General features: G+C 69.9%; 16 protein-coding genes and 1 tRNA gene. 12 read left to right on the top strand and 5 right to left on the bottom strand.

What is annotated here, in order from left to right:
* Nucleotides 1-14: 14 nt before the first annotated feature.
* Together J7495_RS12835 and J7495_RS12830 are read right to left on the bottom strand one after the other, a co-directional pair.
* The gene (locus tag J7495_RS12835) at nucleotides 15-1,958 is read right to left on the bottom strand and encodes a 2-oxoacid:acceptor oxidoreductase subunit alpha (protein WP_294056931.1); all 1,944 of its coding nucleotides are present in this window, start codon (nucleotides 1,956-1,958) and stop codon (nucleotides 15-17) included.
* Nucleotides 1,959-2,218: 260 nt separating this feature from the next.
* On the bottom strand, nucleotides 2,219-3,265 hold the full coding sequence (locus tag J7495_RS12830; protein ID WP_294056929.1) for a cupin-like domain-containing protein: 1,047 nt from the start codon (nucleotides 3,263-3,265) through the stop codon (nucleotides 2,219-2,221).
* A gap of 67 nt (nucleotides 3,266-3,332) precedes the next feature.
* On the opposite strand from J7495_RS12830, the gene J7495_RS12825 reads away from it, so the two are divergent.
* The 11 genes from J7495_RS12825 to J7495_RS12775 all read left to right on the top strand — a co-directional run bounded on the left by J7495_RS12825 (nucleotide 3,333) and on the right by J7495_RS12775 (nucleotide 16,396).
* On the top strand, nucleotides 3,333-3,824 hold the full coding sequence (locus J7495_RS12825; protein ID WP_294056927.1) for an RNA pyrophosphohydrolase: 492 nt from the start codon (nucleotides 3,333-3,335) through the stop codon (nucleotides 3,822-3,824).
* A 41-nt stretch (nucleotides 3,825-3,865) separates the two neighbouring features.
* A complete protein-coding gene (locus J7495_RS12820) occupies nucleotides 3,866-4,762 on the top strand; it encodes a YdiY family protein (RefSeq protein WP_294056926.1) in 897 nt (298 codons plus the stop codon).
* Between the two features lie 182 nt (nucleotides 4,763-4,944).
* Nucleotides 4,945-6,150 (top strand): hydrolase, encoded by a 1,206-nt coding sequence (locus J7495_RS12815; RefSeq protein WP_294056925.1) that lies wholly within the window; start codon nucleotides 4,945-4,947, stop codon nucleotides 6,148-6,150.
* On the top strand, nucleotides 6,147-7,178 hold the full coding sequence (locus J7495_RS12810; protein ID WP_294056923.1) for an arginine N-succinyltransferase: 1,032 nt from the start codon (nucleotides 6,147-6,149) through the stop codon (nucleotides 7,176-7,178). The genes J7495_RS12815 and J7495_RS12810 overlap by 4 nt, the downstream gene beginning before the upstream one ends.
* Nucleotides 7,179-7,181: 3 nt before the next feature.
* Nucleotides 7,182-8,435 carry an N-succinylarginine dihydrolase gene (locus J7495_RS12805; RefSeq protein ID WP_294056922.1) on the top strand — a complete coding sequence of 418 codons (1,254 nt, stop codon included), beginning with the start codon at nucleotides 7,182-7,184 and terminating at the stop codon, nucleotides 8,433-8,435.
* 64 nt (nucleotides 8,436-8,499) lie between these two features.
* Nucleotides 8,500-8,712, top strand: coding sequence for a hypothetical protein (locus tag J7495_RS12800; RefSeq protein ID WP_294056921.1), 213 nt, complete (start codon nucleotides 8,500-8,502; stop codon nucleotides 8,710-8,712).
* Nucleotides 8,713-8,797: 85 nt separating this feature from the next.
* Nucleotides 8,798-10,096, top strand: a complete 1,299-nt coding sequence (locus J7495_RS12795; RefSeq protein WP_294056920.1) for an ATP-binding protein — start codon at nucleotides 8,798-8,800, stop codon at nucleotides 10,094-10,096.
* A gap of 70 nt (nucleotides 10,097-10,166) precedes the next feature.
* Complete coding sequence (locus J7495_RS12790; protein WP_294056918.1) at nucleotides 10,167-13,691, top strand: hydantoinase B/oxoprolinase family protein; 3,525 nt, start codon at nucleotides 10,167-10,169, stop codon at nucleotides 13,689-13,691.
* Nucleotides 13,692-13,809: 118 nt separating this feature from the next.
* Nucleotides 13,810-14,475, top strand: coding sequence for a DUF969 domain-containing protein (locus J7495_RS12785; protein WP_294056917.1), 666 nt, complete (start codon nucleotides 13,810-13,812; stop codon nucleotides 14,473-14,475).
* Nucleotides 14,472-15,413: a DUF979 domain-containing protein gene (locus J7495_RS12780; RefSeq protein ID WP_294056915.1), complete on the top strand. Its 942-nt coding sequence runs from the start codon at nucleotides 14,472-14,474 to the stop codon at nucleotides 15,411-15,413. The genes J7495_RS12785 and J7495_RS12780 overlap by 4 nt, the downstream gene beginning before the upstream one ends.
* Nucleotides 15,410-16,396, top strand: a complete 987-nt coding sequence (locus J7495_RS12775) for a DUF2891 domain-containing protein (protein WP_294056914.1) — start codon at nucleotides 15,410-15,412, stop codon at nucleotides 16,394-16,396. The genes J7495_RS12780 and J7495_RS12775 overlap by 4 nt, the downstream gene beginning before the upstream one ends.
* Here J7495_RS12775 and J7495_RS12770 read toward each other — a convergent pair.
* Complete coding sequence (locus tag J7495_RS12770) at nucleotides 16,393-18,192, bottom strand: hypothetical protein (protein WP_294056913.1); 1,800 nt, start codon at nucleotides 18,190-18,192, stop codon at nucleotides 16,393-16,395. The two genes, J7495_RS12775 and J7495_RS12770, sit on opposite strands and share 4 nt — an antisense overlap.
* Nucleotides 18,193-18,318: 126 nt before the next feature.
* Nucleotides 18,319-18,395: transfer RNA gene (locus J7495_RS12765), tRNA-Arg, on the bottom strand.
* An 83-nt stretch (nucleotides 18,396-18,478) separates the two neighbouring features.
* On the opposite strand from J7495_RS12765, the gene J7495_RS12760 reads away from it, so the two are divergent.
* Nucleotides 18,479-18,988, top strand: coding sequence for a hypothetical protein (locus J7495_RS12760; RefSeq protein WP_294056912.1), 510 nt, complete (start codon nucleotides 18,479-18,481; stop codon nucleotides 18,986-18,988).
* A 169-nt stretch (nucleotides 18,989-19,157) separates the two neighbouring features.
* Here the strand turns inward: J7495_RS12760 and J7495_RS12755 are convergent, their stop codons facing one another.
* Complete coding sequence (locus J7495_RS12755; protein ID WP_294056911.1) at nucleotides 19,158-21,407, bottom strand: fused MFS/spermidine synthase; 2,250 nt, start codon at nucleotides 21,405-21,407, stop codon at nucleotides 19,158-19,160.
* Between the last annotated feature and the right edge of the window lie 26 nt (nucleotides 21,408-21,433).

The raw sequence follows: 21,433 nt of genomic DNA, 5'->3' as shown, positions 1-21,433 counted from the left end.
TCTTTCCTTCCGCCTTACGGATTCACCGCTTCCGGGCTCGGCAGCTGGCTGTCGTCCGCACCCAGCTCCTCCGCCCTGTCGCCACCGAGGTGGCGCGCGATCGCGGCCTCGATCTCGGCGATGGTGAAGGGCTGGCCCGAGACCTTGTTGAGCGGCACTGCGTTGACGAGGAACTGGTCGCGCAACACCGTCTTGAGCTGGCCGGTGTTCATCTCGGGTACGAGGATGTGCTCGTAACTCCTGAGAAGGTCGCCCAGATTCTTCGGCAGCGGCCAGACGTGGCGGATGTGGACGTGGGCAACGTCGAGCCCCTTGGCCCGCGCGCGGCGCACCGCCTGCGCGATCGGGCCATAGGTCGAGCCCCAGCCGACGACGACGAGCTTGCCGCCCGCCTGCCCCTGCTCGACGACCTGGTCGGGCACCGCGATCCCCGCCACCTTGTCACGGCGGATGTCGGTCATCGCCTGGTGGTTGGCGGGCGAGTAATCGATGTTGCCGGTCCCCTGGGCCTTTTCGATGCCGCCGATGCGGTGGATCAGTCCCGGCGTGCCGGGCTTCACCCAGGGGCGCTTGAGCGTCTCGTCACGGCCATAGGGCAGGAACTTCTCGCCCTCGGCCGGCAGCTCGGTGCGGAAGGCGACCGGGAAGGGCTCGTACGCCGAAATGTCCGGCACCTTCCACGGCTCGGCGGCATTCTGGAGATAGCCGTCGGTCAGCAGCATCACCGGCGTCATATACTGCGTCGCGATCCGCACCGCTTCGATCGCGCAGTCGAAGCAATCCGCCGCCGAGCGCGTCGCGATCACCGGCACCGGCGCGTCGCCGTTACGGCCGTAGACTGCCTGGTAGAGGTCCGACTGCTCGGTCTTGGTCGGCAAGCCCGTCGAGGGGCCGCCGCGCTGGGCGTTGACGATCACCAGCGGCAGCTCGGTCATGATCGCAAGCCCGATCGCTTCGGTCTTGAGCGCGATGCCGGGGCCCGACGAGCAGGTCACGCCCAGCGAACCCGCGTACGACGCACCCAGCGCCGAGGCGACCGCGGCGATCTCGTCCTCGGCCTGGAAGGTGGTGACGCCGAACTCCTTCAGCCGCGACAGCGCGTGGAGGATCGCGCTCGCCGGCGTGATCGGATAGCCGCCGTAGAACATCTCGAGGTTCGCCAGCTGCGCCCCCGCGACGAGCCCCAGCGCGATCGAGTCGGCGCCGGTTACGGTGCGGTAGAGGCCGGGCTCCGAAGGCGCCGCGGCGACATGGCGCTGCGAAATCCCCATCGCGCCGAGCTCGGCGGTCTCGCCATAGGCATGGCCGGCGTTGAGCGCGGCGATATTCGCCTCGGCGAGCGTCGGCGCCTTGGCGAACTTGGCCTTGAGCCAGTCGACCAGCGGCTCGCGGTCGCGGTCGAACATCCAGAGCGCCAGCCCCAGCGTCCACATGTTCTTGCAGCGCAGCGCTTCCTTGTTGCCGAGCCCGAAGGGCTTCACGGCATCGAGGGTGAGCTGCGAGATGTTGAGCTTGAGCAGCTGCCACTTGCCCAGCGACCCGTCCTCGAGCGGATTGCTCTCGTACTTCGCCTTGTCGAGGTTGCGCTGGTTGAACTCGCCTTCGTCGGCAATGATCAGCCCGCCCGGCTTGAGCGACGGCGCATTGGTCTTGAGCGCGGCCGGGTTCATCGCCACCAGCACGTCGGGCTGGTCGCCCGCGGTGTCGATCTGGGTCGAGCCGAAGTTGATCTGGAACGCCGAGACGCCGAACAGCGTGCCCTGTGGCGCGCGGATCTCGGCGGGGAAGTCCGGGAAGGTCGCGAGATCGTTGCCGGCGAGCGCGGTGGAGAGCGTGAACTGCCCCCCGGTGAGCTGCATGCCGTCGCCGCTGTCTCCGGCGAAGCGAACCACGATGGCCTCAGGCGGCGGGTTTGCCGACGCCTCCTCGGGCGTCAGCTGATGGGCGGCTGTTGCCATTCTTGTAGCGTTCCTGCGTTCAAATTGTGCTTTGCTGGTCGCGCTCTATGCCCTCGGCGCGCTGATCCCAAAGTAGAAAAACCTGCCCAAGTTGCAATAACGGCTTTCCCGTCGGCGATTTCCCCACTGGGACAGGCCGTGCCAGCGTCAAAATATATAACCGTCATCCCGGCGAAAGCCGGGACCCAGGAGTCGCGAGCAACGTCCTGCTTGGCCCTGGGTCCCGGCTTTCGCCGGGATGACGACTTGATCGAAATCCCTCAAAACGCCCCGAAGCTGCGGTAGCTCGAATAGAAGTCGTTGTCCCAGGCGAACTCGGTGAACGACATGCCGATATGCTGGTCGAGCCCCTCGACATGGTGCCACCAGCCGATCGGCAGGAACAGCGCGTCGCCCGGCCCGATCACCGTCTCGAGCACCGCCGGCCGGCCCTCGCCCGCCGGGCCGGGGAGCAGTTCCTCGGTCTTCCAGCTGCTGAAGCAGTGGCGGTGGTTGCGCATCAGCGGCGTGTCGTGGCTCGCGACCATCCGCACGCGCTTGCGGCCGACGATCTGGAGCAGCAAATTGTTGGTGAGGTCGTGGTGCCACGGCGTGATCGTGCCCTTGGGCCCGATCCAGATGAAGCCGTTCTGCGCCCCGCCGTCGCGCAGGATGCCGGGGATGCCGTCGATCTCGCCATAGAGCGGCGCGAAGACCTGGCGGTTCCAGTCGGCGTTGTTCGCCGTGACGTAGAAGTCGTTGCTCGGCTGCGGGTCGGCCAGGCGCCGCGCGATCTCTGAGAAGCGCTGGTGCGCGCCATGCGCGTCGGCATTGCCTTCGTAATCGGCGTCGGCCTCGCGGTCCCATTGGACGCGCACCGGCCTGTCGCCGAGCAGCTGCGCGAAATGCTCGAGCGACCAGCGCTCGCGCGCCGGCCAATGGTCGACGATCCCGCGCAGCACCACCGGGCGGTGCGCGCGGTAATAGTCGCGGTAGAAAGTCGCCGCGTCGGGCTTGTCGAGCACCGGGATCTGCAGCCCGTGCGGATCATTGGCGGCGAGCCGCGCGCCGTTCTGCATCACCCATTCCCACTTGCCGATGCGGTTGCGCAGCCGCTCGGTCGCGAGGAAATAGGGGCTCTTCGCCGCACGGGCGATCTCGGCGCGCACCACCGCCTCGGGCAGGCCGGGGACGACGAGCGCCTCGACGATCGCATCGGGCTCGGCGCCGTCGATCAGCGCCTCGGCGATCCGCTGGCGCAGCGCATCGTCGACGCTCGCCGTCGCGCGCTGGAGCTGCGCCTGTTTCCGCTTGTTGGCCTTGGCCATCGATCTTCCGCTCTCGCTCGGCCCGACTCGACTTTCCGCCGGGCGCGCCACGGTCTAGAGCGGCGCCATGGCCGATTCCACCACGCTTGGATACCGCCCCTGCGCGGGCGTGATGCTGATGAACCGCGAGGGCCGCGTCTTCGTCGGCCAGCGGATCGATTCGACGCTCGAGGCCTGGCAGATGCCCCAGGGCGGGATCGACGAAGGCGAGGAGCCTCATGCCGCGGCCGTCCGCGAGCTCTGGGAAGAGACCGGCGTCGGCGCGGACCTGGTCGAGCTGGTCGCCGAAGCGCCGCGCGACCTGTTCTACGACTTGCCCGAGGATCTGGTCGGCAAGGTCTGGAAGGGCAAATACCGCGGCCAGCGCCAGCGCTGGTTCCTGTTCCGCTTCAACGGCGAGGACGGCGACGTTAAGATCGAGACCGAACATCCCGAGTTCCGCGCCTGGCGCTGGTCCGATCCCGCCGACCTGCCGGTGCTGATCGTCCCCTTCAAGCGCGCGCTCTACGCCGAGCTGCTGGAGATTTTCGCCCCATATCTGGGGCCCTCTGCCGACTGACGCCTTTTTCCTGCCCGATCGTAACGCTATCAGCCCGGCCCATGCGCGCCCTCGCCCTCCTGCTCGCCGTGCCGCTGCTGCTCGCCAACACGGGCGATCCGGGCACGATTCCCCCGCAGATCAAGGCGATGCTCGACGCGGCCATGGCCTCGGGCAACGAGGGCGACGTCGCCACCATCGTCAAATATGCCAAGTCCGCCGCGCCCGACAGCGCCAACGACATCGCCAGGATCGCCGGCGACTGGCGGGAGACTCGCCGCAGGCAGGCCGAGAAGCGCCTGCGCGAGGCGAGCTTCGTCGCGCTGATCAAGGGCCGCGCCGAGTTCGGCGGCTACATCACCACCGGCAACAGCAACAACATCGGCCTCACCGCCTCGATCGAGCTCAAGCGCGAGGCGCTCGAATGGCGCCACAAGCTGCGGCTCCAGGCCGATTACCAGCGCAGCCTGGGGGTGACGACGCGCGAACGCTATCTCGCTGCCTATGAGCCCAATTGGAAGTTCGACGACCGCGGCTACATCTACGGCGCCGCGCAGTTCGAGAGCGACCGGTTCCTCGGCTTCAACCAGCGCTATTCGGTCTCGGCCGGTGCGGGCTACAGCGCGCTTCGGACGCCGCGTACCAAGCTCGACCTCGAGCTCGGACCCGCCTATCGCGAGACGAGCTTCACCGACCAGCATACCGAAGCCAATGTCGCCGCGCGCGGCAGCATCGACTTCGGCTGGAAGCTCACCAAGGGCATTTCGCTCACCCAGAACGCCTCGGCCTATCTGCAGAGCGCGAACTCGACCGTGTCGAGCAAGTCGGCCGTGCTCGCGCGGGTGATCGGACCGCTCTCGGCGCAGCTGAGCTACACGCTCCAGTACGAGAGCATGCCGCCCGTCGGCCGCAAGACCACCGACACCACCAGCCGCGCGGCGCTGGTGGTCGACTTTTAGGACATATCGTCCAGGACTTATCGCCACTCTCAGCCGTCATCCCGGCGAAAGCCGGGACCCAGGGTTGCGGACGACGTCGCTCGTGATCCTGGGTCCCGGCTTTCGCCGGGATGACGATCGAGGAGGCGTCGAACGCGCCGCAGGGGTGGCAATCGCCCGGTCATCCGCGCTACCAGCCTGAAATGACGCTCAACGCAATCGAATCCGCCGCCGTCGAACGCGCCGCGGCCGCGCCGATGCTGGCACGGACCGAGGCCTGGGTGGCGATCAACAGCGGCACGCGCAACCTCGCCGGCCTCTCGACCGTCGCCGGCGCGCTCGCCGATGCCTTCGCAGCCCTGCCCGGCGATCTGGTCCTCGCCGAACCCGCCCCGGTCGAGACGGTGACCGCCGACGGCCGGGTCGAATCGATCGAGCACGGCCGGCACCTCCACCTCACCGTCCGCCCGGAGGCGCCGGTGCAGATCCTGCTCACCGGCCATATGGACACCGTCTATCCCGCCGATCACCCCTTCCAGCAGGGCCGCTGGCTCGACGACGGCCGCTGGAACGCTCCCGGTGCCGCGGACATGAAGGGCGGCCTGTCGCTGATGCTCGCCGCGCTCGAGGCGGTCGAGGCGAGCCCGGCGGCGCGTCGCATCGGCTATGAGGTGCTGGTCAACTCGGACGAGGAGACCGGCTCCTTCTCCTCCGCCGCGCTGATCGCCGAGGCCGCGCGCGGCAAGCTCGCCGCGCTCACCTACGAGCCCGCGCTTCCCGACGGCACGCTCGCCGGCGCGCGCGGCGGCACGGGCAATTTCTCGCTCGTCGTCCATGGCCGCAGCGCGCATGCCGGGCGTAACCCTGAGGAAGGCCGCAACGCCGTGGTAGCCGCCGCCGACCTGGCGCTGCGCCTCGCCGCGGCGAAGGAGCCTGGCCTCGCGGTGAACCCCGCGCGGATCGAAGGCGGCGGGCCCAACAATGTCGTCCCCGACCTCGCGATCCTGCGCGTCAACTTCCGCCCGAAGGACGCGGAGGCAATCGCCCGCGCTGCCGCCGCGATCGAGCAGGCCGTCGCCACGGTCTCGGCCGCGCACGACGTCGCCATCGAGACCCACGGCAGCTTCAACCGCCCGCCCAAGCCGCTCGACCCCGGCGCCGAGAAGCTCTTCGCGCTGGTCAAGCGGGCCGGCGCCGACCTCGGCCAGCCGATCGCCTGGAAAGCCACCGGCGGCGTCTGCGACGGCAACAATATCGCCGCCTGCGGCGTTCCCGTCGTCGACACGATGGGCGTGCGCGGCGGCGCGATCCACTCTCCGCAAGAGTTCCTCATCCCCGAAAGCCTCGGCGAGCGCGCGGCGCTTTCGGCGCTCGCCATCCTCCGCCTCGCCGAGGGGGGCCTGGCATGAGCAGCTTCCGCATCCGCGCCGCGAACGAAGGCGACCTCCAACACCTCTACGAGATGGCCAAGCTCACCGGCGGCGGCTTCACCAACCTGCCGCCCGAGAAGAAGACGCTCAAGGCCAAGCTCGAGCGCAGCCGCACCGCCTTCACGCGCGACGTCAAGCCGCCGCTCCCGGGGGAAGCGATCCCCGAGGAGCTGTTCGTCCTGATGCTCGAGAATGCCGACACCGGCGAGGTCCGCGGCACCTGCCAGGTCTTCACCTCGGTCGGCCAGCGCGTGCCCTTCTACAGCTATTACCGCTCGACCGAGACCAAGCGCAGCGAGCTGCTCGACCGCACCTTCCACACCGAGGTGCTGACGCTGGTCAACGACCTCAAGGGATCGAGCGAAGTCGGCGGGCTGTTCCTCCACCCTGGCGAGCGCGCCGGCGGGCTCGGGCTGCTGCTCGCGCGCAGCCGCTACCTGTTCATCGCGCGCCATCGCGAGCGCTTCTCCGACCGGATCCTCGCCGAGCTGCGCGGGGTGATCGACGAAGGCGGCGGCTCGCCCTTCTGGGACGGCGTCGCGGGGCGCTTCTTCGGGATGAACTTCCAGGATGCCGACGCCTTCAATGCCGTCCACGGCTATCAGTTCATCGCCGACCTGATGCCCAAGCATCCCATCTATGTCGCGCTGATCCCCGAAGGCTCGCGCCAGGTGATCGGCGTGCCGCATCCCAGCGGCCGTGCGGCGATGAGAATGCTGGAAAACGAAGGCTTTGCGTTCGAGAATTACCTCGACATCTTCGATGGCGGCCCGACGATGACCGCACGGACCGACCAGGTGAAGTCGATCCGCGAGGCGCGCGTCTCGCCGCTCTGCGCGCTCGACGGCGGCGGCGAGCCGGCGCTGGTCGCCGCCGGGGAATTGTCGAACTTCCGCTGCGCGATGGGCCATGTTCGCGACGTTCCCGGCGGGGTTGCGATCGATCCGGCCTGCGCCGACCTGCTGGGCGTCGCGCCCGGCGACGACGTCATGCATGTGGGGCGCTGAGCGATGCTGACCGAGATCAACTTCGACGGGATCATCGGCCCGAGCCACAATTATGCCGGCCTGAGCCCCGGCAACCTCGCCGCGACGCGCAACCGCGGCGCGACCTCGCATCCGCGCGAGGCGGCGCTCCAGGGGATCGCCAAGATGCGCGCGAACCTCGCGCTCGGGCTCGCCCAGGGCATCCTCCTGCCCCACGCCCGCCCCGACCATCGCTGGCTCGCCGCGCTCTCGACGCACTATGCCGAAGCCGATGCGCACCTCCAGGCGCAGGCGCTGAGCGCCTCGGCGATGTGGGCCGCCAATGCCGCGACCGTCTCGCCCGCGCCCGATACCAGCGACGGCCGCTGCCACCTCACGCCCGCCAACCTCGTGACGATGCCGCACCGCAGCCACGAATGGCCCGAGACCTTCGCCCAGCTGAGCCTCGCCTTCGCGCACCCCGCCTTCGTGGTGCATCCGCCCGTCCCGCCGACCTTCGGCGACGAAGGCGCAGCCAACCACATGCGCCTCGCCGCCGACCATGGCGCGCCGGGAGTCGAGATCTTCGTCTACGGCGTCGCGGGCGGTCCCTTCCCCGCGCGCCAGCATCCCGAGGCGAGCCGTGCCGTCGCACGGTCGCACCGGCTCGATCCGCGGCACACGCTCTTCGTCCAGCAGTCCGAAGAAGCGATCGCGGCGGGCGCCTTCCACAACGACGTCGTCGCGGTCGCCAACGGCCGCGTGCTGCTCGCGCACGAACAGGCCTTCGCCGACAGGCACCGTTTCTACGCCGATCTCCGCGCCGTGATGCCCGAGGTCGAGATCCTCGAAGTCCCCGCCGCCGAGGTGAGCCTCGCGGACGCGATCGCTTCCTATCTGTTCAACGCCCAGCTGGTCACCCTGCCCTCGGGCGAGATGGCGCTGGTCGTCCCCACCGAGACGCGCGCGACGCCCAGCGTCTGGCGCTGGCTCGAAACGCAGGTCCAGGGCAACGGCCCGATCCGCCGGATCGAAGTGGTCGACGTCCGCCAGTCGATGTCCAACGGCGGCGGACCGGCGTGCCTTCGCCTGCGAGTCGTCGCCGATCCGGCGACGATCGACCGGCGCTTCCTCGTCGACGACGCCAAGCTCGATCGCATCGCCGCAGTGATCGAATCGACCTGGCCCGAAGCGATCCCGTTCGACGGGATCGGCGATCCCGCGCTGGTCGTCCGGATCGAAGCCGCGCGCCACGCGCTGCTCGACCTGCTCGGCATTGTCGAATTCATTGACAGTTAGGCATATCCGTTAAGGCGAACCCACGCATTTCTGCGGTTGGCCCAGCGCTTGCTTTAATTCGCGCATGCTTCGCCGGATCTCGCGCCTCTTCGTCATCAAGTCGAAATTCGAGGCATTTCTCGTGATCTACGGGCTCGGCAACGGGGCGGTCGAGCGCGGGCTCCATTATCTGCAGCAATACCCCGGGTACGGCGGCTGGCTGCTGTTCGCGGTCTGCCCGGTCGCAGTGTTCATGGCGGGCGCGAAAATCCTCGACAGCTTCGATGTCGCGGAATGATTTGTGTCTCACCGCGGTGAGCGGTAACCGGCTGGGAAACGGCCCCCGGGGCGGGAGAATCTAGGACGTGCGGCTATTTCCGGGAATGTTTCTGCCGCTGGCCGGCCAGGCGCTGCTCGCTGCCGTCGTGCCGGGCGGATTGCTCGTGTGGAACATGCACATGGGCCAGGAGCTCCAGCTCGCCCAGCGTGACCGCGAGCGGCTGCACGATTTCGCGACGCTGGCGGGCGAGGCCGCGAGCCATGGCCGCCCGTTCGATCAGATCGTCGCCGAGCTCGACCAGCGCGATTCCGGCCGTCTCGCGGGCCGTATCCAGATCGTCCGGCCCGACGGGACGCCGCTCGCCGGCCCCGCCACCAGCAGCGCCCCCCGCGCCGAGGAAGCGATCACCGTCGCCGGCCAGCCAATCGCCACCGCGCGGATCGTCCGCGACCCCGTGCTCACCGACGACGACCGCCGCTTCCTCGCGACGCAATATCTCGGGATCGGCGCCGTGGTGCTGGGCCTGTTCGTGCTCCTGCTCATCGCAGCCTATGAGTTTGCGCGGCGCTGGAGCAAGCCGCAGGTCGAGCTCTACCGCATGACTCGCGATGTCGTGCAGGGCGAGCACGAGATCGACTTCGAGGAGCGCGGCCCCAGCGAGATCGTCGCGACGATGCGCAACCTGCGCCGCATCGCCAGCCAGTTCAGCCGGCTCGAGACCGCGCGCCGCACCTGGCTCGTCTCGATCGCCGACGACCTCAAGCGCCCTGCGGCCGAGCTGGGCGAGCATCTCGACCTGCTCAATCGGGTCGATCCGCCGGTCGACGCCGAGCTGCTCGCCGGCCTCGACGAGGATCGCCGTCGCTTCGGCCAGATGGCCGAGGACCTGAGCGCGGTCGCGCTCGCCGACCTTGGCCGCCTGCCGGTCAATTTCCAGCAGGTCGATCCGCGCGCGCTGATCCACAATGCGATCTGGGCCAATTCCAAGCACGCCAAGGCCGCGGGCGTGAACCTCGAGACCAGCACGCTCCCCAGCTTCACCATCCTGGTGAAGTGGGACGGCAACCGCATCGAGCAGCTGTTCGGCGCGCTGATCGACAACAGCCTCCGGTACACGCCCAAGGGCGGGCGGATCGTCCTCGGGCTCGAAAGCTCGCGCGACGCGTGGCGGCTGATCATCGACGACAGCGCGCCGGGCGTCGACGTGATGCTCGCGCAGCGGCTGTTCGAGCCCTTCTACCGCAGCCCCGAGCGCCCGGAGGAGACCGGTGCCTCGGGCCTCGGCCTCGCCACCGCGCGCGCGATCGTCGAGGCCCACCACGGGCGGATCGAAGCCGGGCATTCGCCGATCGGCGGCCTGCGCGTCACCGTGATCCTGCCGGCCGAGCCGCCCCGGGCCTGAACCCGTCGATGATGCTGAAGTATGGGTTGGACGCTTGACCGCCTCCAGCCCATCCCCCAACGCTGGCGCCATGGGGCGCTGGCAATTCTGGGTCGATCGGGGCGGGACCTTCACCGATGTCGTGGCGATCGATCCCGCGGGGACGCTCGTCACCGCCAAGCTGCTCTCCGAGGATCCCGGCCGCTACGACGATGCCGCCGTGGCGGCGATCCGTCAGCTGACCGGCGTGCCACAAGGTCCCCTGCCCCCCGCCGATATCCGCATCGGCACCACCATCGCCACCAATGCGCTGCTCGAGCGCAAGGGCGAGCCGGTGCTGCTCGCGATCACCCGCGGCTTCGGCGATGCGCTGGTGATCGGCACGCAGGACCGGCCCGACATCTTCGCGCGCCACATCGTCCGCCCGGCGCCGCTCCATGCCGAAGTCGTCGAGATCGACGAGCGGGTGAGCCATGAGGGCGAAACCCTCCGCCCGCTCGACCTCGAGGCGGCGCGCGCGGCGTTCGAGGCGGCCCATGCCCGCGGGCTGAGGGCGATCGCGATCGTGCTGATGCACGGCTATCGCCACCCGGCGCACGAACTCGCGCTGGCAGCGCTCGCCCGCGAGGTCGGCTTCTCGCAGGTCTCGGCGAGCCATGACGTCGGCGCGCTGGTCAAGCTCGTCGGGCGCGGCGACACCAGCGTCGTCGACGCCTATCTCTCGCCGGTGCTGCGCCGCTATGTCGAGGGGCTCGAGGCGGCGCTGGGCGCGGCGAATGCGCCGCTGTTCATGCAGTCCAACGGCGGGCTCGCCGCCGGCCGGAGCTTCCGCGGCAAGGACGCGATCCTCTCGGGGCCGGCCGGTGGGATCGTCGGCATGGCCGAGACCGCGAAGCGGGCGGGGTTCGACCGGGTGATCGGCTTCGACATGGGCGGCACCTCGACCGACGTCTCGCTCTACGCCGGCGCCTATGAGCGCGACAATGAGACGATCGTCGCCGGCGCACGCATCCGCGCGCCGATGCTCAGGATCCACACCGTCGCGGCCGGGGGCGGCTCGATCTGCCGGTTCGAGGACGGGCGGTTCGTCGCGGGGCCCGAGTCCGCGGGCGCGGTCCCCGGACCCGCCTGCTACCGCCGCGGCGGCCCGCTGACCGTCACCGACTGCAACGTCGCGCTGGGCAAGATCCAGCCGGAGTTCTTCCCGGCCGTCTTCGGGCCCGAGGGCGACCAGCCGCTCGATCGCGACGCGTCGCTCGGCCGATTGGCGGAGCTCGCGGCGCAGGCGGGAATCAAGCCCGAAGCCGCAGCCGAGGGACTGATCGCCATCGCCGTGGCGAGCATGGCCAATGCGATCAAGTCGGTCTCGATCGCGCGGGGCCATGACGTCACGCGCTTTGCGCTCGCCTGTTTCGGCGGCGCGGGCGGGCAGCACGCCTGTCTCGTCGCCGATGCGCTGGGGATCGAGACCGTGCTCATCCACCCGCTCGCCGGCGTACTCTCGGCCTATGGCATCGGCATCGCCCGCCGCCGCGAGGTCCGCGAACGCACCGTGGCGCTCCCGATCGGCGATCCGGGCGTAGAAGCCGCCGCCAAGTCGCTGGAATCGGAGGCGCAAGCGGCGCTCGGCGAAGCCGCTGCGATAGAGGCGACCGCTCACCTCCGCCTCCCCGGCAGCGACAGCGCGATCGAAGTCCCCTTTGCCGACCCCGGCACGATGCGCGAAGCTTTCGCCGCCGCCTGGCAGCACCGCTTCGGCTATGCCCCCTCGACGGAGCCGGTGATCGAGATGCTTCGCGCCGAAGCGATCGGCCCAGCCGCACCCGCCGCCGCGCTGCCCGCGCCGCCTGCGGAGACCCGGCCCCCGCTCGCCACCGTCCGCGCCTATATGGCCGGCGCCTGGCACGAGACGCCGGTCCACGTCCGCGCCGGCCTGGCCGAACGCGCCGAGATCACCGGCCCGGCGCTGATCAGCGATCCCGTCTCCACCACCGTGATCGAACCCGGCTGGCGGGCGACGCTCGATGCCGAGGGCAGCCTCCGCCTAACCCGCGCCACTGCCCGTACCGCCGCGCGGCTCGGCACCGGGCTCGACCCCGTCCGCCTCGAGATCTTCGCCGGCCTGTTCATGAGCATCGCCGAGGAGATGGGCGCAGCGCTGCGCCACTCCGCCTCGTCGGTGAACATCCGCGAGCGGCTCGACTTCTCCTGCGCGCTGTTCGACGCCGCGGGCAACCTCATCGCCAACGCGCCGCACATCCCGGTCCACCTCGGCTCGATGGGCGAGAGCATTCGCACCGTCCTCGCCAACCGCACCGCCGACGGCCGCGGCATCCGCCCGGGCGACGTCTATGCGCTCAACGCCCCCTATCGCGGCGGCACGCATTTGCCCGACATCACCGTGATCCAACCGGTCTTCGCCGGCGGGAATACCCCCGCCTTCTTCGTCGCCGCGCGCGGGCACCATGCCGATATCGGCGGGATCAGCCCCGGCTCGATGCCGCCGAACAGCCGGAGCATCGAGGAAGAAGGCGTCATCCTCGACGATTTCCTCCTCGTCGAAGGCGGCCGCCTGCGCGAGACCGATCTCCGCGCGCTGCTCGCCTCCGGCCCCTGGCCGGCGCGCAACATCGACCAGAATGTCGCCGACCTCGCCGCCCAGATCGCCGCGTGCGCGCGCGGTGCCGAAGGGCTGCGCGGCGTCTCGGCCGATTACGGCGTCGAAGTGGTCCAGGCCTATATGGCCCATGTCCAGGACCATGCCGAAGCGGCGGTCCGCCGGCTGATCCCCGATCTCGAGCCGGGCAGCTTCGCCTGCGAGATGGACAGCGGCGCCGTGATCCGCATTGCCGCCGAGCGCACACCCGAGGGGCTGGTCTTCGATTTCGCCGGCACCAGCCCCCAGCAGCCCGACAATTTCAACGCCCCCGTCTCGGTGGTCCGCGCCGCGGTCCTCTACGTCCTGCGCACGCTGATCGACGTTGCGGTGCCGCTCAACGACGGTTTCCTCCGTGCCGTCACCATCCGCGTGCCCGAAGGCTCGATGCTCAACCCGCGCTACCCCGCCGCGGTGGTCGCCGGTAACGTCGAGACCAGCCAGGCGGTGACCGACGCGCTGTTCGGCGCGCTGGGGGCGCTCGCGGGATCGCAGGGGACGATGAACAACTTCACCTTCGGCAACGCCCGCCACCAATATTACGAGACGATCGCCGGCGGTTCCGGCGCCGGCCCCGGCTTCGACGGCACCAGCGCGGTGCAGACCCACATGACCAACAGCCGCCTCACCGATCCCGAAGTGCTCGAGGCACGCTTCCCGGTGATCGTCGAGCAATTCGCCATCCGCCGCGGCTCCGGCGGCGCGGGGCATTGGCACGGCGGGGACGGCGCGGTCCGCCGTATCCGCTTCCGCGAGGCGATGCAGGCCGGCATCCTCTCGAACCGCCGCCGCGTGCCGCCCTTCGGTCTCGCCGGCGGTGGAGACGGCGCCCCCGGCATCAACCGGATCGAACGCGCCGACGGCACGATCGAGACGCTCCCCGCCACGGCCTCGGCCGAGATGGCCCCGGGCGACGTCTTCGCGATCGAGACGCCGGGCGGCGGAGGCTATGGCGCATGACCGGACCCTTCCACCGTCATCCCGGCGAAAGCCGGGACCCAGGGCCACGAGCGATGACCTTTACTGCCCTGGGTCCCGGCTTTCGCCGGGATGACGGCTATGAAAAAGGCCCCGGCCAATGACCGCCTGGGTACTCGTCGGGATCGGCGTGCTGATCCTCGGCTTCGTGCTCCGCTTCAATCCGCTGCTCGTCGTCGTCGCCTCCGCGCTCGCGACTGGATTCGCCGCGAGGATGGACCCGATCGCGCTGCTCTCGGCCTTCGGAAAGGCTTTCAACAACAACCGCTTCGTCACGATCATCTATATCGTTTTGCCCGTCATCGGGCTGCTCGAGCGCCACGGCCTGCAGGAGCGCGCGCGCGACCTGATCCTGCGGCTCAAAGGCGCCACCGTCGGGCGACTGCTGATCGGCTACCTCCTCTTCCGCCAGATCACCGCCGCGCTCGGCCTCACTTCGATCGCCGGCCCCGCGCAGAGCGTCCGCCCGCTTGTCGCACCGATGGCCGAAGCCGCGGCCGACGCCCAGGCGCCCGAGCGCGACAAGGACGACGAGCGCGTCCCCGCGATGGCGGCGGCGACCGACAATGTCGGGCTGTTCTTCGGCGAGGACATCTTCATCGCGATCGGATCGATCCTGCTGATGAAGGGCGCGCTGGAGACCTACGGCATCAGCCTCGAGCCGCTCCAGCTCTCGGTCTGGGCGATCCCGACCGCGATCGCTGCCTTCGCGATCCACTCGGCCCGCCTGCTCCTGCTCGACCGGCGGCTGGGGCGCCGCCGATGATCGGCCAGCCCTTCCTCTACGCCGTCGCCGGCGTCACCTTCGCGGCGTTCGCGATCCTGACGCTGCTCGACACGGCGCACCGCAGGCGCTTCGGCAACGGCGCCTTCTACGCGCTGATCGCGCTGAGCTTCCTCGCCGGCGACCGGCTCGGCGACCTCGGCAACGGCATCCTCGTGCTCGGCTTGGTCGCGCTTGCGGGCACCGGGCTGATCGGCCGCGGCCACCCCGCCACCACCTCGCGCGAGGAGCGCCAGGCGGAGGCCCTGCGGCGCAAGGACAGGCTCTTCCTCGTCGCTCTGATCATCCCGGTGACCGCGCTCGCCGGCACCTTCCTGTTCAAGCGCTTCCCCGGGCTGGTCGACCCCAGGCAGGCGACGCTCGTCTCGCTCGCCTTCGGCGTGATTCTCGCGCTCGTCACCGCCTATCTCTGGCTCCGCCCGCGCCCGGCGACGCCCTTCCACGAGGGGCGGCGGCTGATGGACGGCGTCGGCTGGGCGCTGCTCCTCCCCCAGATGCTCGCGAGCCTCGGCGCCGTCTTCGCGCTCGCCGGCGTCGGCGACGAGGTCGGCAGGCTCATCGGCCTGGCGATCCCGCACGGCAGCGTGCTCGGCGCGGTGCTCGCCTATGGGATCGGCATGGCGCTGTTCACCATGGCGATGGGCAACGCCTTCGCTGCCTTCCCGGTGATGGCCGCCGCGATCGGCGTGCCGCTGCTGATCCGCCAGTACGGCGGCGACCCCGCGGTGATTGCCGCGGTGGGCATGCTCGCCGGTTTCTGCGGCACGCTGATGACGCCGATGGCCGCCAACTTCAATCTCGTCCCCGCAGCACTTCTCGAGCTCAGGGACCGCAACGCCGTGGTCAAGGCGCAGGTCGGCACCGCGCTGCCGCTGCTCGCGGTCAACATCGCGCTCCTCTATTTCCTGGGTTTCCGATGACCGGCCTCACCCCTGACCTCGCCAGCCGCTTCGCCCGGCTCACCCTCGGCCATCTCGAGCAGCAATGGCCATATAAGCTCGACCATGTGATGACCGGCCCCGAGGATGTCCGCACACCGATCGAGCTGCATCCGATCTTCCACGGCAGCTTCGACTGGCACAGCTGCGTCCACGGCTGGTGGCAGCTGATGCGGCTGCTCCGCGCCTTCCCCGACCTGCCCGAGGCGCCCGAGATCCGCGCCCGCGCCGATCGCCTGCTCACGCCCGAGAAGGCGGCCGGCGAGCTCGCCTATCTCGCGCGGCCCTCGTCGGGCGGGTTCGAGCGCCCCTATGGCTGGGCGTGGCTGCTGATGCTCCACGCCGAGCTCTGCCGCCATGACGCCGGCTGGGGCGCCACGCTCGAGCCGCTCGCCCGCGCCTTCGCCGACCGGTTCCATGGCTTCCTGCCCAGGCAGACCTATCCGATCCGCACCGGCACGCACTTCAACACCGCCTTCGCGCTGCTGCTCGCGCGCGAATGGGCGCTCGACCACGACCCGCCGCTCGCCGCGCTGATCACTCGGCGCGCGCTCGACTGGTTCGCGGCGGACGAGGATTGCCAGGCCTGGGAGCCAGGCGGCGACGAGTTCCTCTCCCCCGTGCTGTGCGAGGCGCTGCTGATGCGCCGGCTATTGCCGGGCCCCGCCTTCGAGCTCTGGTTCACGGGCTTCCTGCCCCGCCTCGCGCAGGGCGAGCCCGCGACGCTCTTCGCGCCCGCGGCCGTCTCGGACCGCACCGACGGCAAGATCGCCCACCTCGACGGACTGAACCTCAGCCGCGCCTGGTGCTGGCGCAGCCTCGCCGACGCGCTCCCCGATCCCTCGCTTGCGCTCGACGCCGCCAAGCGTCACCTCGCCGCCAGCCTGCCGCACCTCGAGACCGACTATATGGGCAGCCACTGGCTCGCCACCTTCGCGCTGCTCGCCGTGGCGGGGACGCGCTAAGGCAGCTCCAGCCGCCGCTGGGCATAGGCCTGGTGCCAGTCGCCGAGTTCCGAGAGCATCGTCGCCGCCGCGGCCTCGGCGAGATCGGTCTGGCGCCTGAGGCCGATCGCGGAATCTTCGATCGCCGCTTCGATCCGTGCGAGATTGTGCGCGGTGATCTCGGACCGTTCGGCGCTCGCCCCGAAGTCGCCCTGCATGCGGATGCCGAAGATGGCCGCGCCCAGCGCCGGCAGTCCCGCCGCGAACGCCACGAACCACACCCCGTGCAGCTCGGCGAAATGATGGTCGAGCAGCTTGATGAAGATCGACGAGAAACAGCCGATGATCGACAGGAAGAACAGCACCATGCCGATGGTGTGGAGCCGGTGGTCCAGCTGGTGCATCTGGTGCGCGCTGCTGTGGTGATAGTCCATCTGCGGCTTGATCTCCTCAGCGACGATCGCCGCGACCAGCGCATGGCTGTCGAGGATGCGCCCCGCCGGGCAGCCGGTCGCACGCCATTGCGCTCGGGCGTACCAGTCGATCCAGCGCTGCGGCTGGCCGACGCCGCCATGGCCCGGCGGCGGCGCCGCGGTGCCGAGAAGCTTGAGGCTGCGCATCGGCCGGATGCGCTCGGCGAGCTGGCGATATTCGAGCCAGCGCCGGTGCCAGCCGCGCTTGGTGCCCACCCAGGTGTTGAGCACGAAGCCGCCGATCGCGAACGCCTCGAGCACCGCTCCCCAGAATTTGATCTGGGGGAAGAGCAGCCCGGTCAGCGCGATCAACACCGCGAGCGCGCCCAGCGTGAAGTTGAGCACATGGCCCGAGCGGTAGATCTGGGCGAAGTGCTGGGCGAGCCGGTCGGCCCAGCCGAATGCTTGCTCGACGGCGTCCAGCGGCGCCTCGACCCCATGCCGGCCGCCGCCGACGCTGGCGTGGAACGGTGCCCATTCGCGCCGCGTCGCTTCGGCATAGCGCGCGCTGGCGAAGGCCGAGGCGCGCATCCGCTTCACGCCCATGGTCGCAAGCAGGAGCGGATATTCGAGCCGCGGGCGCAACAGCCGTTCGCGCTCGCGGAGATAGTCGGCGAGGTGCGCGGCTTCGGTGGGGTCCTCGGGCGGGCCGAGCACGTCGTTCACCACTTCGGCGATCAGCGCGGCACTCACCTCGCGCGCGGGCACGGCGCTGATCATCGAGGCGTCGATGAACTCGCCGAAGCTCGTCCACAGCACGCGGACGGGATGCGCCGCGTCGATCGGCACATGGATCACCGGAATGCCGCGCCGGAGCGCGAGCGCGACGATGTCGGCGGTGCCCCCCAGTCCGCGCGACGGCTCGCCGTCCCAAAGCGCGACGAGGATGTCGCAATGCGCCACCGTCGCGCGGCCGGCGAGCGCATAGCCTTCGTCCCGCCCCAACGGCTGCACGGGCAGTTCGAGCACGCCGGTGGCGCGCTCGATCAGCGATTCGAACCGGGCGAAGGCGGCGGCGGGGAAGTCGGTGCGGTAATCGTCGCGCGGCAGCGGCAGGATCACCTGCAGCGCATAACCCGTCTCGATCGCCGCTTCGGCCGCGATCTGGTCGGCACCCTCCGCGAGCGGCGAGACGAGGCGCGGCCGGAAGGGCGCGGGGTCGAACAACTCCGGGTATCGCGACTTCACCCCCTCCGCCTCGCGCGCCAGTGCCTTGAACAGCTCGAGCAGCCGCGGTGCCGCCGCGGCCGCCGCCTCGGTGTCGAGGACGGGCGGACGATGGCCGGTAATGCCGATCGAGAGGTTGAGCGCAGGGCGCGGGGGATGGCTCCTGGATCGGCTCAAGTCTCGGCTCCTGCTCGGCGAAGGCGATGCTATTGCCGGCCCGGAGGCGCCGCAAGTCCGATCGCCGGCGCCACGAAACAGCCCGGCGGACGGCGCCCCTGGCAAGGGAATCAGCGATTTGGAAAATGGCGCGCCCGGAACGATTCGAACGTCCGACCCTCAGATTCGTAGTCTGATGCTCTATCCAGCTGAGCTACGGGCGCTTGGGAGAGGCGCCTATAGAAGCGGGATTCGTGGAGCGCAACCCCGTTGCGAAGGGTTTATTGCGCGCATAGAGGATTTGTCGATGCGCCGTACCCTGAGCCTCGCCCTGCCCGTCCTTCTCGCCTCCGGCCTCGCCGGCTGCATGGACGGCAACTCCGATCGCTATCCGTCGCTGCTGCCGCGGCCGATCGAATCGCAGGGGTTCGACGAACCCACGCCGCCGCCGCCCCAGCCGGTCGCGCCCGATGCCGCGCTCGACAAGGCGATGGCGGACGCCGACGCCCAGCTCGATTCGGCGACCAAGGACTTCACCGCCGCCGCCCAGCGCGCCGAAGCGCTCGTCGCGGTCGCGCGCGGCGTGCCGGCGGGGAGCGACGCCTGGCTCGACGCCCAGGTCGCGCTCGGCGAGCTCGACCAGCGGCGCGAGGCAGCCAATGCGCTGCTCACCGGATTGCAGGAACGCTCGACCGAGCGCGGTCTCGCCGGCCAGCCGCCCTATCCCGCGCTCGAAGCGCTGATCGCGCGCGTCGATGCGCTCGCCAGGCAGCAGTCGGCGCGGATCACCAGCCTCAACGCGGCGCTCAGCCACTAGGCCCGGTTGCAATGTAGGATTTGGGCTGCGAGCGTCGGCGGCGCTCTTTCTCGTCGTGGTCCCTGCAACAACCCGATTGATCGACTGAATCGATCAACGATGGATCGACGGGTGCACCCATGACTGGTGTCAACCGTGTCAACCGATATCGATTTTTCCGATCAGAGCGTCAGCGCGTCCAACTCGGCGGGCGGAGCACCGGCACGATCGACGCATAATCGTCGGTCCAGCCCGAGAAGCCCGGGCGCGGCTCGAGCGGGCGCCACTCGCCGCCGCGCAACTCGAGCAGCCTGAGCATCGCCGGGTCCTTCGAGAGCGCGATCCATTCGGACGCACCCGCGTCCTGCGCGAGCTCGATCGTGCTCGGCTTGTAGTCGAGCATCGCCGCGCTCCAGCCGCCGCGCTGCGCCGCTGCCGCCACCACGGGCGCCAGGTCGAGGAAGCGGTTCGAGATGTGGACCATGAGCAGGCCGTTGGGCGCCAGCACGCGCGCATAGGTGGCGAAGGCCTCGGCGGTCATCAGGTGCATCGGTACCGCGTCCGAGGAGAAGGCATCGAGCGCGAGCAGGTCGAAGCTCGCCGACGGCTGTTCGCCGAGCCGCACGCGCGCGTCGCCGATCACGATGTCTGGGTGCGGCTGGCATTCGGAGAGGAAGCTGAACTTGCCCGGATCGCGCGCGATCCGGACGATGGCGGGGTCGATCTCGAAGAAGCGCCAATGCTGGCCGGGTACCGCATAGCAGGCGAGCGTCCCCGTCCCGAGCCCGACCACGCCGACCCGCGCCTGCTTGCCGTACAGCGCTTCGAGCGCGTTCATCGCCCGGCCGACCCCCGAGCGCGGGACGTAATAGGTGGTCGGCTGGAGCGCGTGCAGCCCCTTGAGCTGGATGCCGTGGAGCGTGGTGCCATGGGCGAGGCGACGCTCGTGCGGCAGGTCGGTGATCGTGTAGACGCCGAAATAGCTGCGCGTCCGCGAGCCGTCGACCGAGGCCTGGATCGAGCGGTAGCCGCCGAACAGGATGATCCCGCCGGCAAGCGCGAGCACGAACGGCAGCCGCTTGCCGACAGCGAGCACGCCGAGCAGCGCGACGACGATGAAGGCGACGTTCTCGGGCTTCCACCCCAGCAGCCCGCCGGGGTTGGCGAGGCCGAGGTAGGTGAAGAGCACGATCCCCAGGATCACCGCGAGCAGGCGGATGCGGCGCCACTGCGGGTCGCTCGCGCTCCAGTAATCGGCGGTGAAGCCGAAGAGGAAGGCTTCGGGCAGCAGCGCGCCGGCGGCGAGGATCAGCAGGGGATATTCATAGGTCCAGTCGAACACGATCGGCGCGACCAGCCCCGAGAAGACGCCGCCCAGCGCCCCGCCCACCGACATGGCGAGGTAGAAGCCTGTCAGCCGGTCGGGCGCGGGCCGCAGCGCATACATGCGGGCATGGAGCGCGACCGCGACGAGGAACAGCAGCAGCAGCCCGATGAAGGCGTTGAGATAGGCGTAGCGCTGGTCGCCGGCGATGAGGGTCGCGCCGAAGATCAGCACGAACAGCGGGACGACGCGCGGGAGCAGCTCGACGAGCAGCCGGTTGCCGCTGAACGCGACGCTGAAACTCAGCAGGTAGAGGCCCAGCGGCAGCACCCAGAGCATCGGCACTGCGACGATGTCGGTGGTGAGGAAGGTCGTCGTCGCGAGCATCAGCCCCGAAGGGACGAAGGCGAGCACCACCCAGTGGAGCACGCGTCGCCACTCGGGCGCGACGCTGTGGTGCGCGACGTGCGGCACCCCCTCGGCCTTGCGCGGGAGCAGCAGCCCGCAACCGGCGACCAGCGCGACGACAAGGATGTAACCGCTGGTCCACAGCCAGCTCTGCGCCTTGAGCGCGAGGCCCGGCTCGACGAGCAGCGGATAGGCCAGCAGCCCGCCGAAGCTGCCGATGTTCGAGGCGGCGTAGAGCGCGTAGGGGTCGCGGCCGTGGGTCACCAGGCTGTACCAGCGCTGGAGCAGCGGCGCCTGCGCGGCGATCGCGAAGAACAGGGGGCCGATCGATGCGCCGAGCAGCCAGGGCACCCAGATCGCCGGCTGGGCATCGGCGGGAAGCTGCATCGCGCTCAGCCCGATCGGCAGCCACAGCGCTGCCACGGCGAGCACGCCGAGGTGGATCCACGCCTGCGTCCGCGGCCTTACCCGCCCCAGCCAATGCGCATAGGCGTAACCGCCGAGCAGCAGCGCCTGGTAGACGAGCATCGCCGAGTTCCAGACGGCAGGCGCGCCGCCGAGCCGCGGCAGCGCCATCCGCGCGACCATCGGCTGGACGAGGAACAGCAGGAAGGATCCGGTGAGGATCGCCGCGACGAACAGCCAATGCGCCCGCGCGCCGCTTTCCGCCGCCGCTGCGGTTCCGCCCTCTGCCGTCACAGCCTCCATCGGCGCTCTCTCTCCCCGGAATCCGA

The organism is Sphingomonas sp., from assembly GCF_017745215.1.
Classification (GTDB): Bacteria; Pseudomonadota; Alphaproteobacteria; order Sphingomonadales; family Sphingomonadaceae; genus Sphingomonas.
Note: the sequence above shows the minus strand (reverse complement) of the source record. Positions and strands in the feature narration are given on the sequence as shown.

Bases quoted from the DNA above. Each gene is read 5' to 3' on its own strand.
- J7495_RS12835 (WP_294056931.1), bottom strand. From the start codon at position 1,958: ATGGCAACAGCCGCCCATCAGCTGACGCCCGAGGAGGCGTCGGCAAAC.
- J7495_RS12830 (WP_294056929.1), bottom strand. From the start codon at position 3,265: ATGGCCAAGGCCAACAAGCGGAAACAGGCGCAGCTCCAGCGCGCGACG.
- J7495_RS12825 (WP_294056927.1), top strand. From the start codon at position 3,333: ATGGCCGATTCCACCACGCTTGGATACCGCCCCTGCGCGGGCGTGATG.
- J7495_RS12820 (WP_294056926.1), top strand. From the start codon at position 3,866: ATGCGCGCCCTCGCCCTCCTGCTCGCCGTGCCGCTGCTGCTCGCCAAC.
- J7495_RS12815 (WP_294056925.1), top strand. From the start codon at position 4,945: ATGACGCTCAACGCAATCGAATCCGCCGCCGTCGAACGCGCCGCGGCC.
- J7495_RS12810 (WP_294056923.1), top strand. From the start codon at position 6,147: ATGAGCAGCTTCCGCATCCGCGCCGCGAACGAAGGCGACCTCCAACAC.
- J7495_RS12805 (WP_294056922.1), top strand. From the start codon at position 7,182: ATGCTGACCGAGATCAACTTCGACGGGATCATCGGCCCGAGCCACAAT.
- J7495_RS12800 (WP_294056921.1), top strand. From the start codon at position 8,500: ATGCTTCGCCGGATCTCGCGCCTCTTCGTCATCAAGTCGAAATTCGAG.
- J7495_RS12795 (WP_294056920.1), top strand. From the start codon at position 8,798: ATGTTTCTGCCGCTGGCCGGCCAGGCGCTGCTCGCTGCCGTCGTGCCG.
- J7495_RS12790 (WP_294056918.1), top strand. From the start codon at position 10,167: ATGGGGCGCTGGCAATTCTGGGTCGATCGGGGCGGGACCTTCACCGAT.
- J7495_RS12785 (WP_294056917.1), top strand. From the start codon at position 13,810: ATGACCGCCTGGGTACTCGTCGGGATCGGCGTGCTGATCCTCGGCTTC.
- J7495_RS12780 (WP_294056915.1), top strand. From the start codon at position 14,472: ATGATCGGCCAGCCCTTCCTCTACGCCGTCGCCGGCGTCACCTTCGCG.
- J7495_RS12775 (WP_294056914.1), top strand. From the start codon at position 15,410: ATGACCGGCCTCACCCCTGACCTCGCCAGCCGCTTCGCCCGGCTCACC.
- J7495_RS12760 (WP_294056912.1), top strand. From the start codon at position 18,479: ATGCGCCGTACCCTGAGCCTCGCCCTGCCCGTCCTTCTCGCCTCCGGC.
- J7495_RS12755 (WP_294056911.1), bottom strand. From the start codon at position 21,407: ATGGAGGCTGTGACGGCAGAGGGCGGAACCGCAGCGGCGGCGGAAAGC.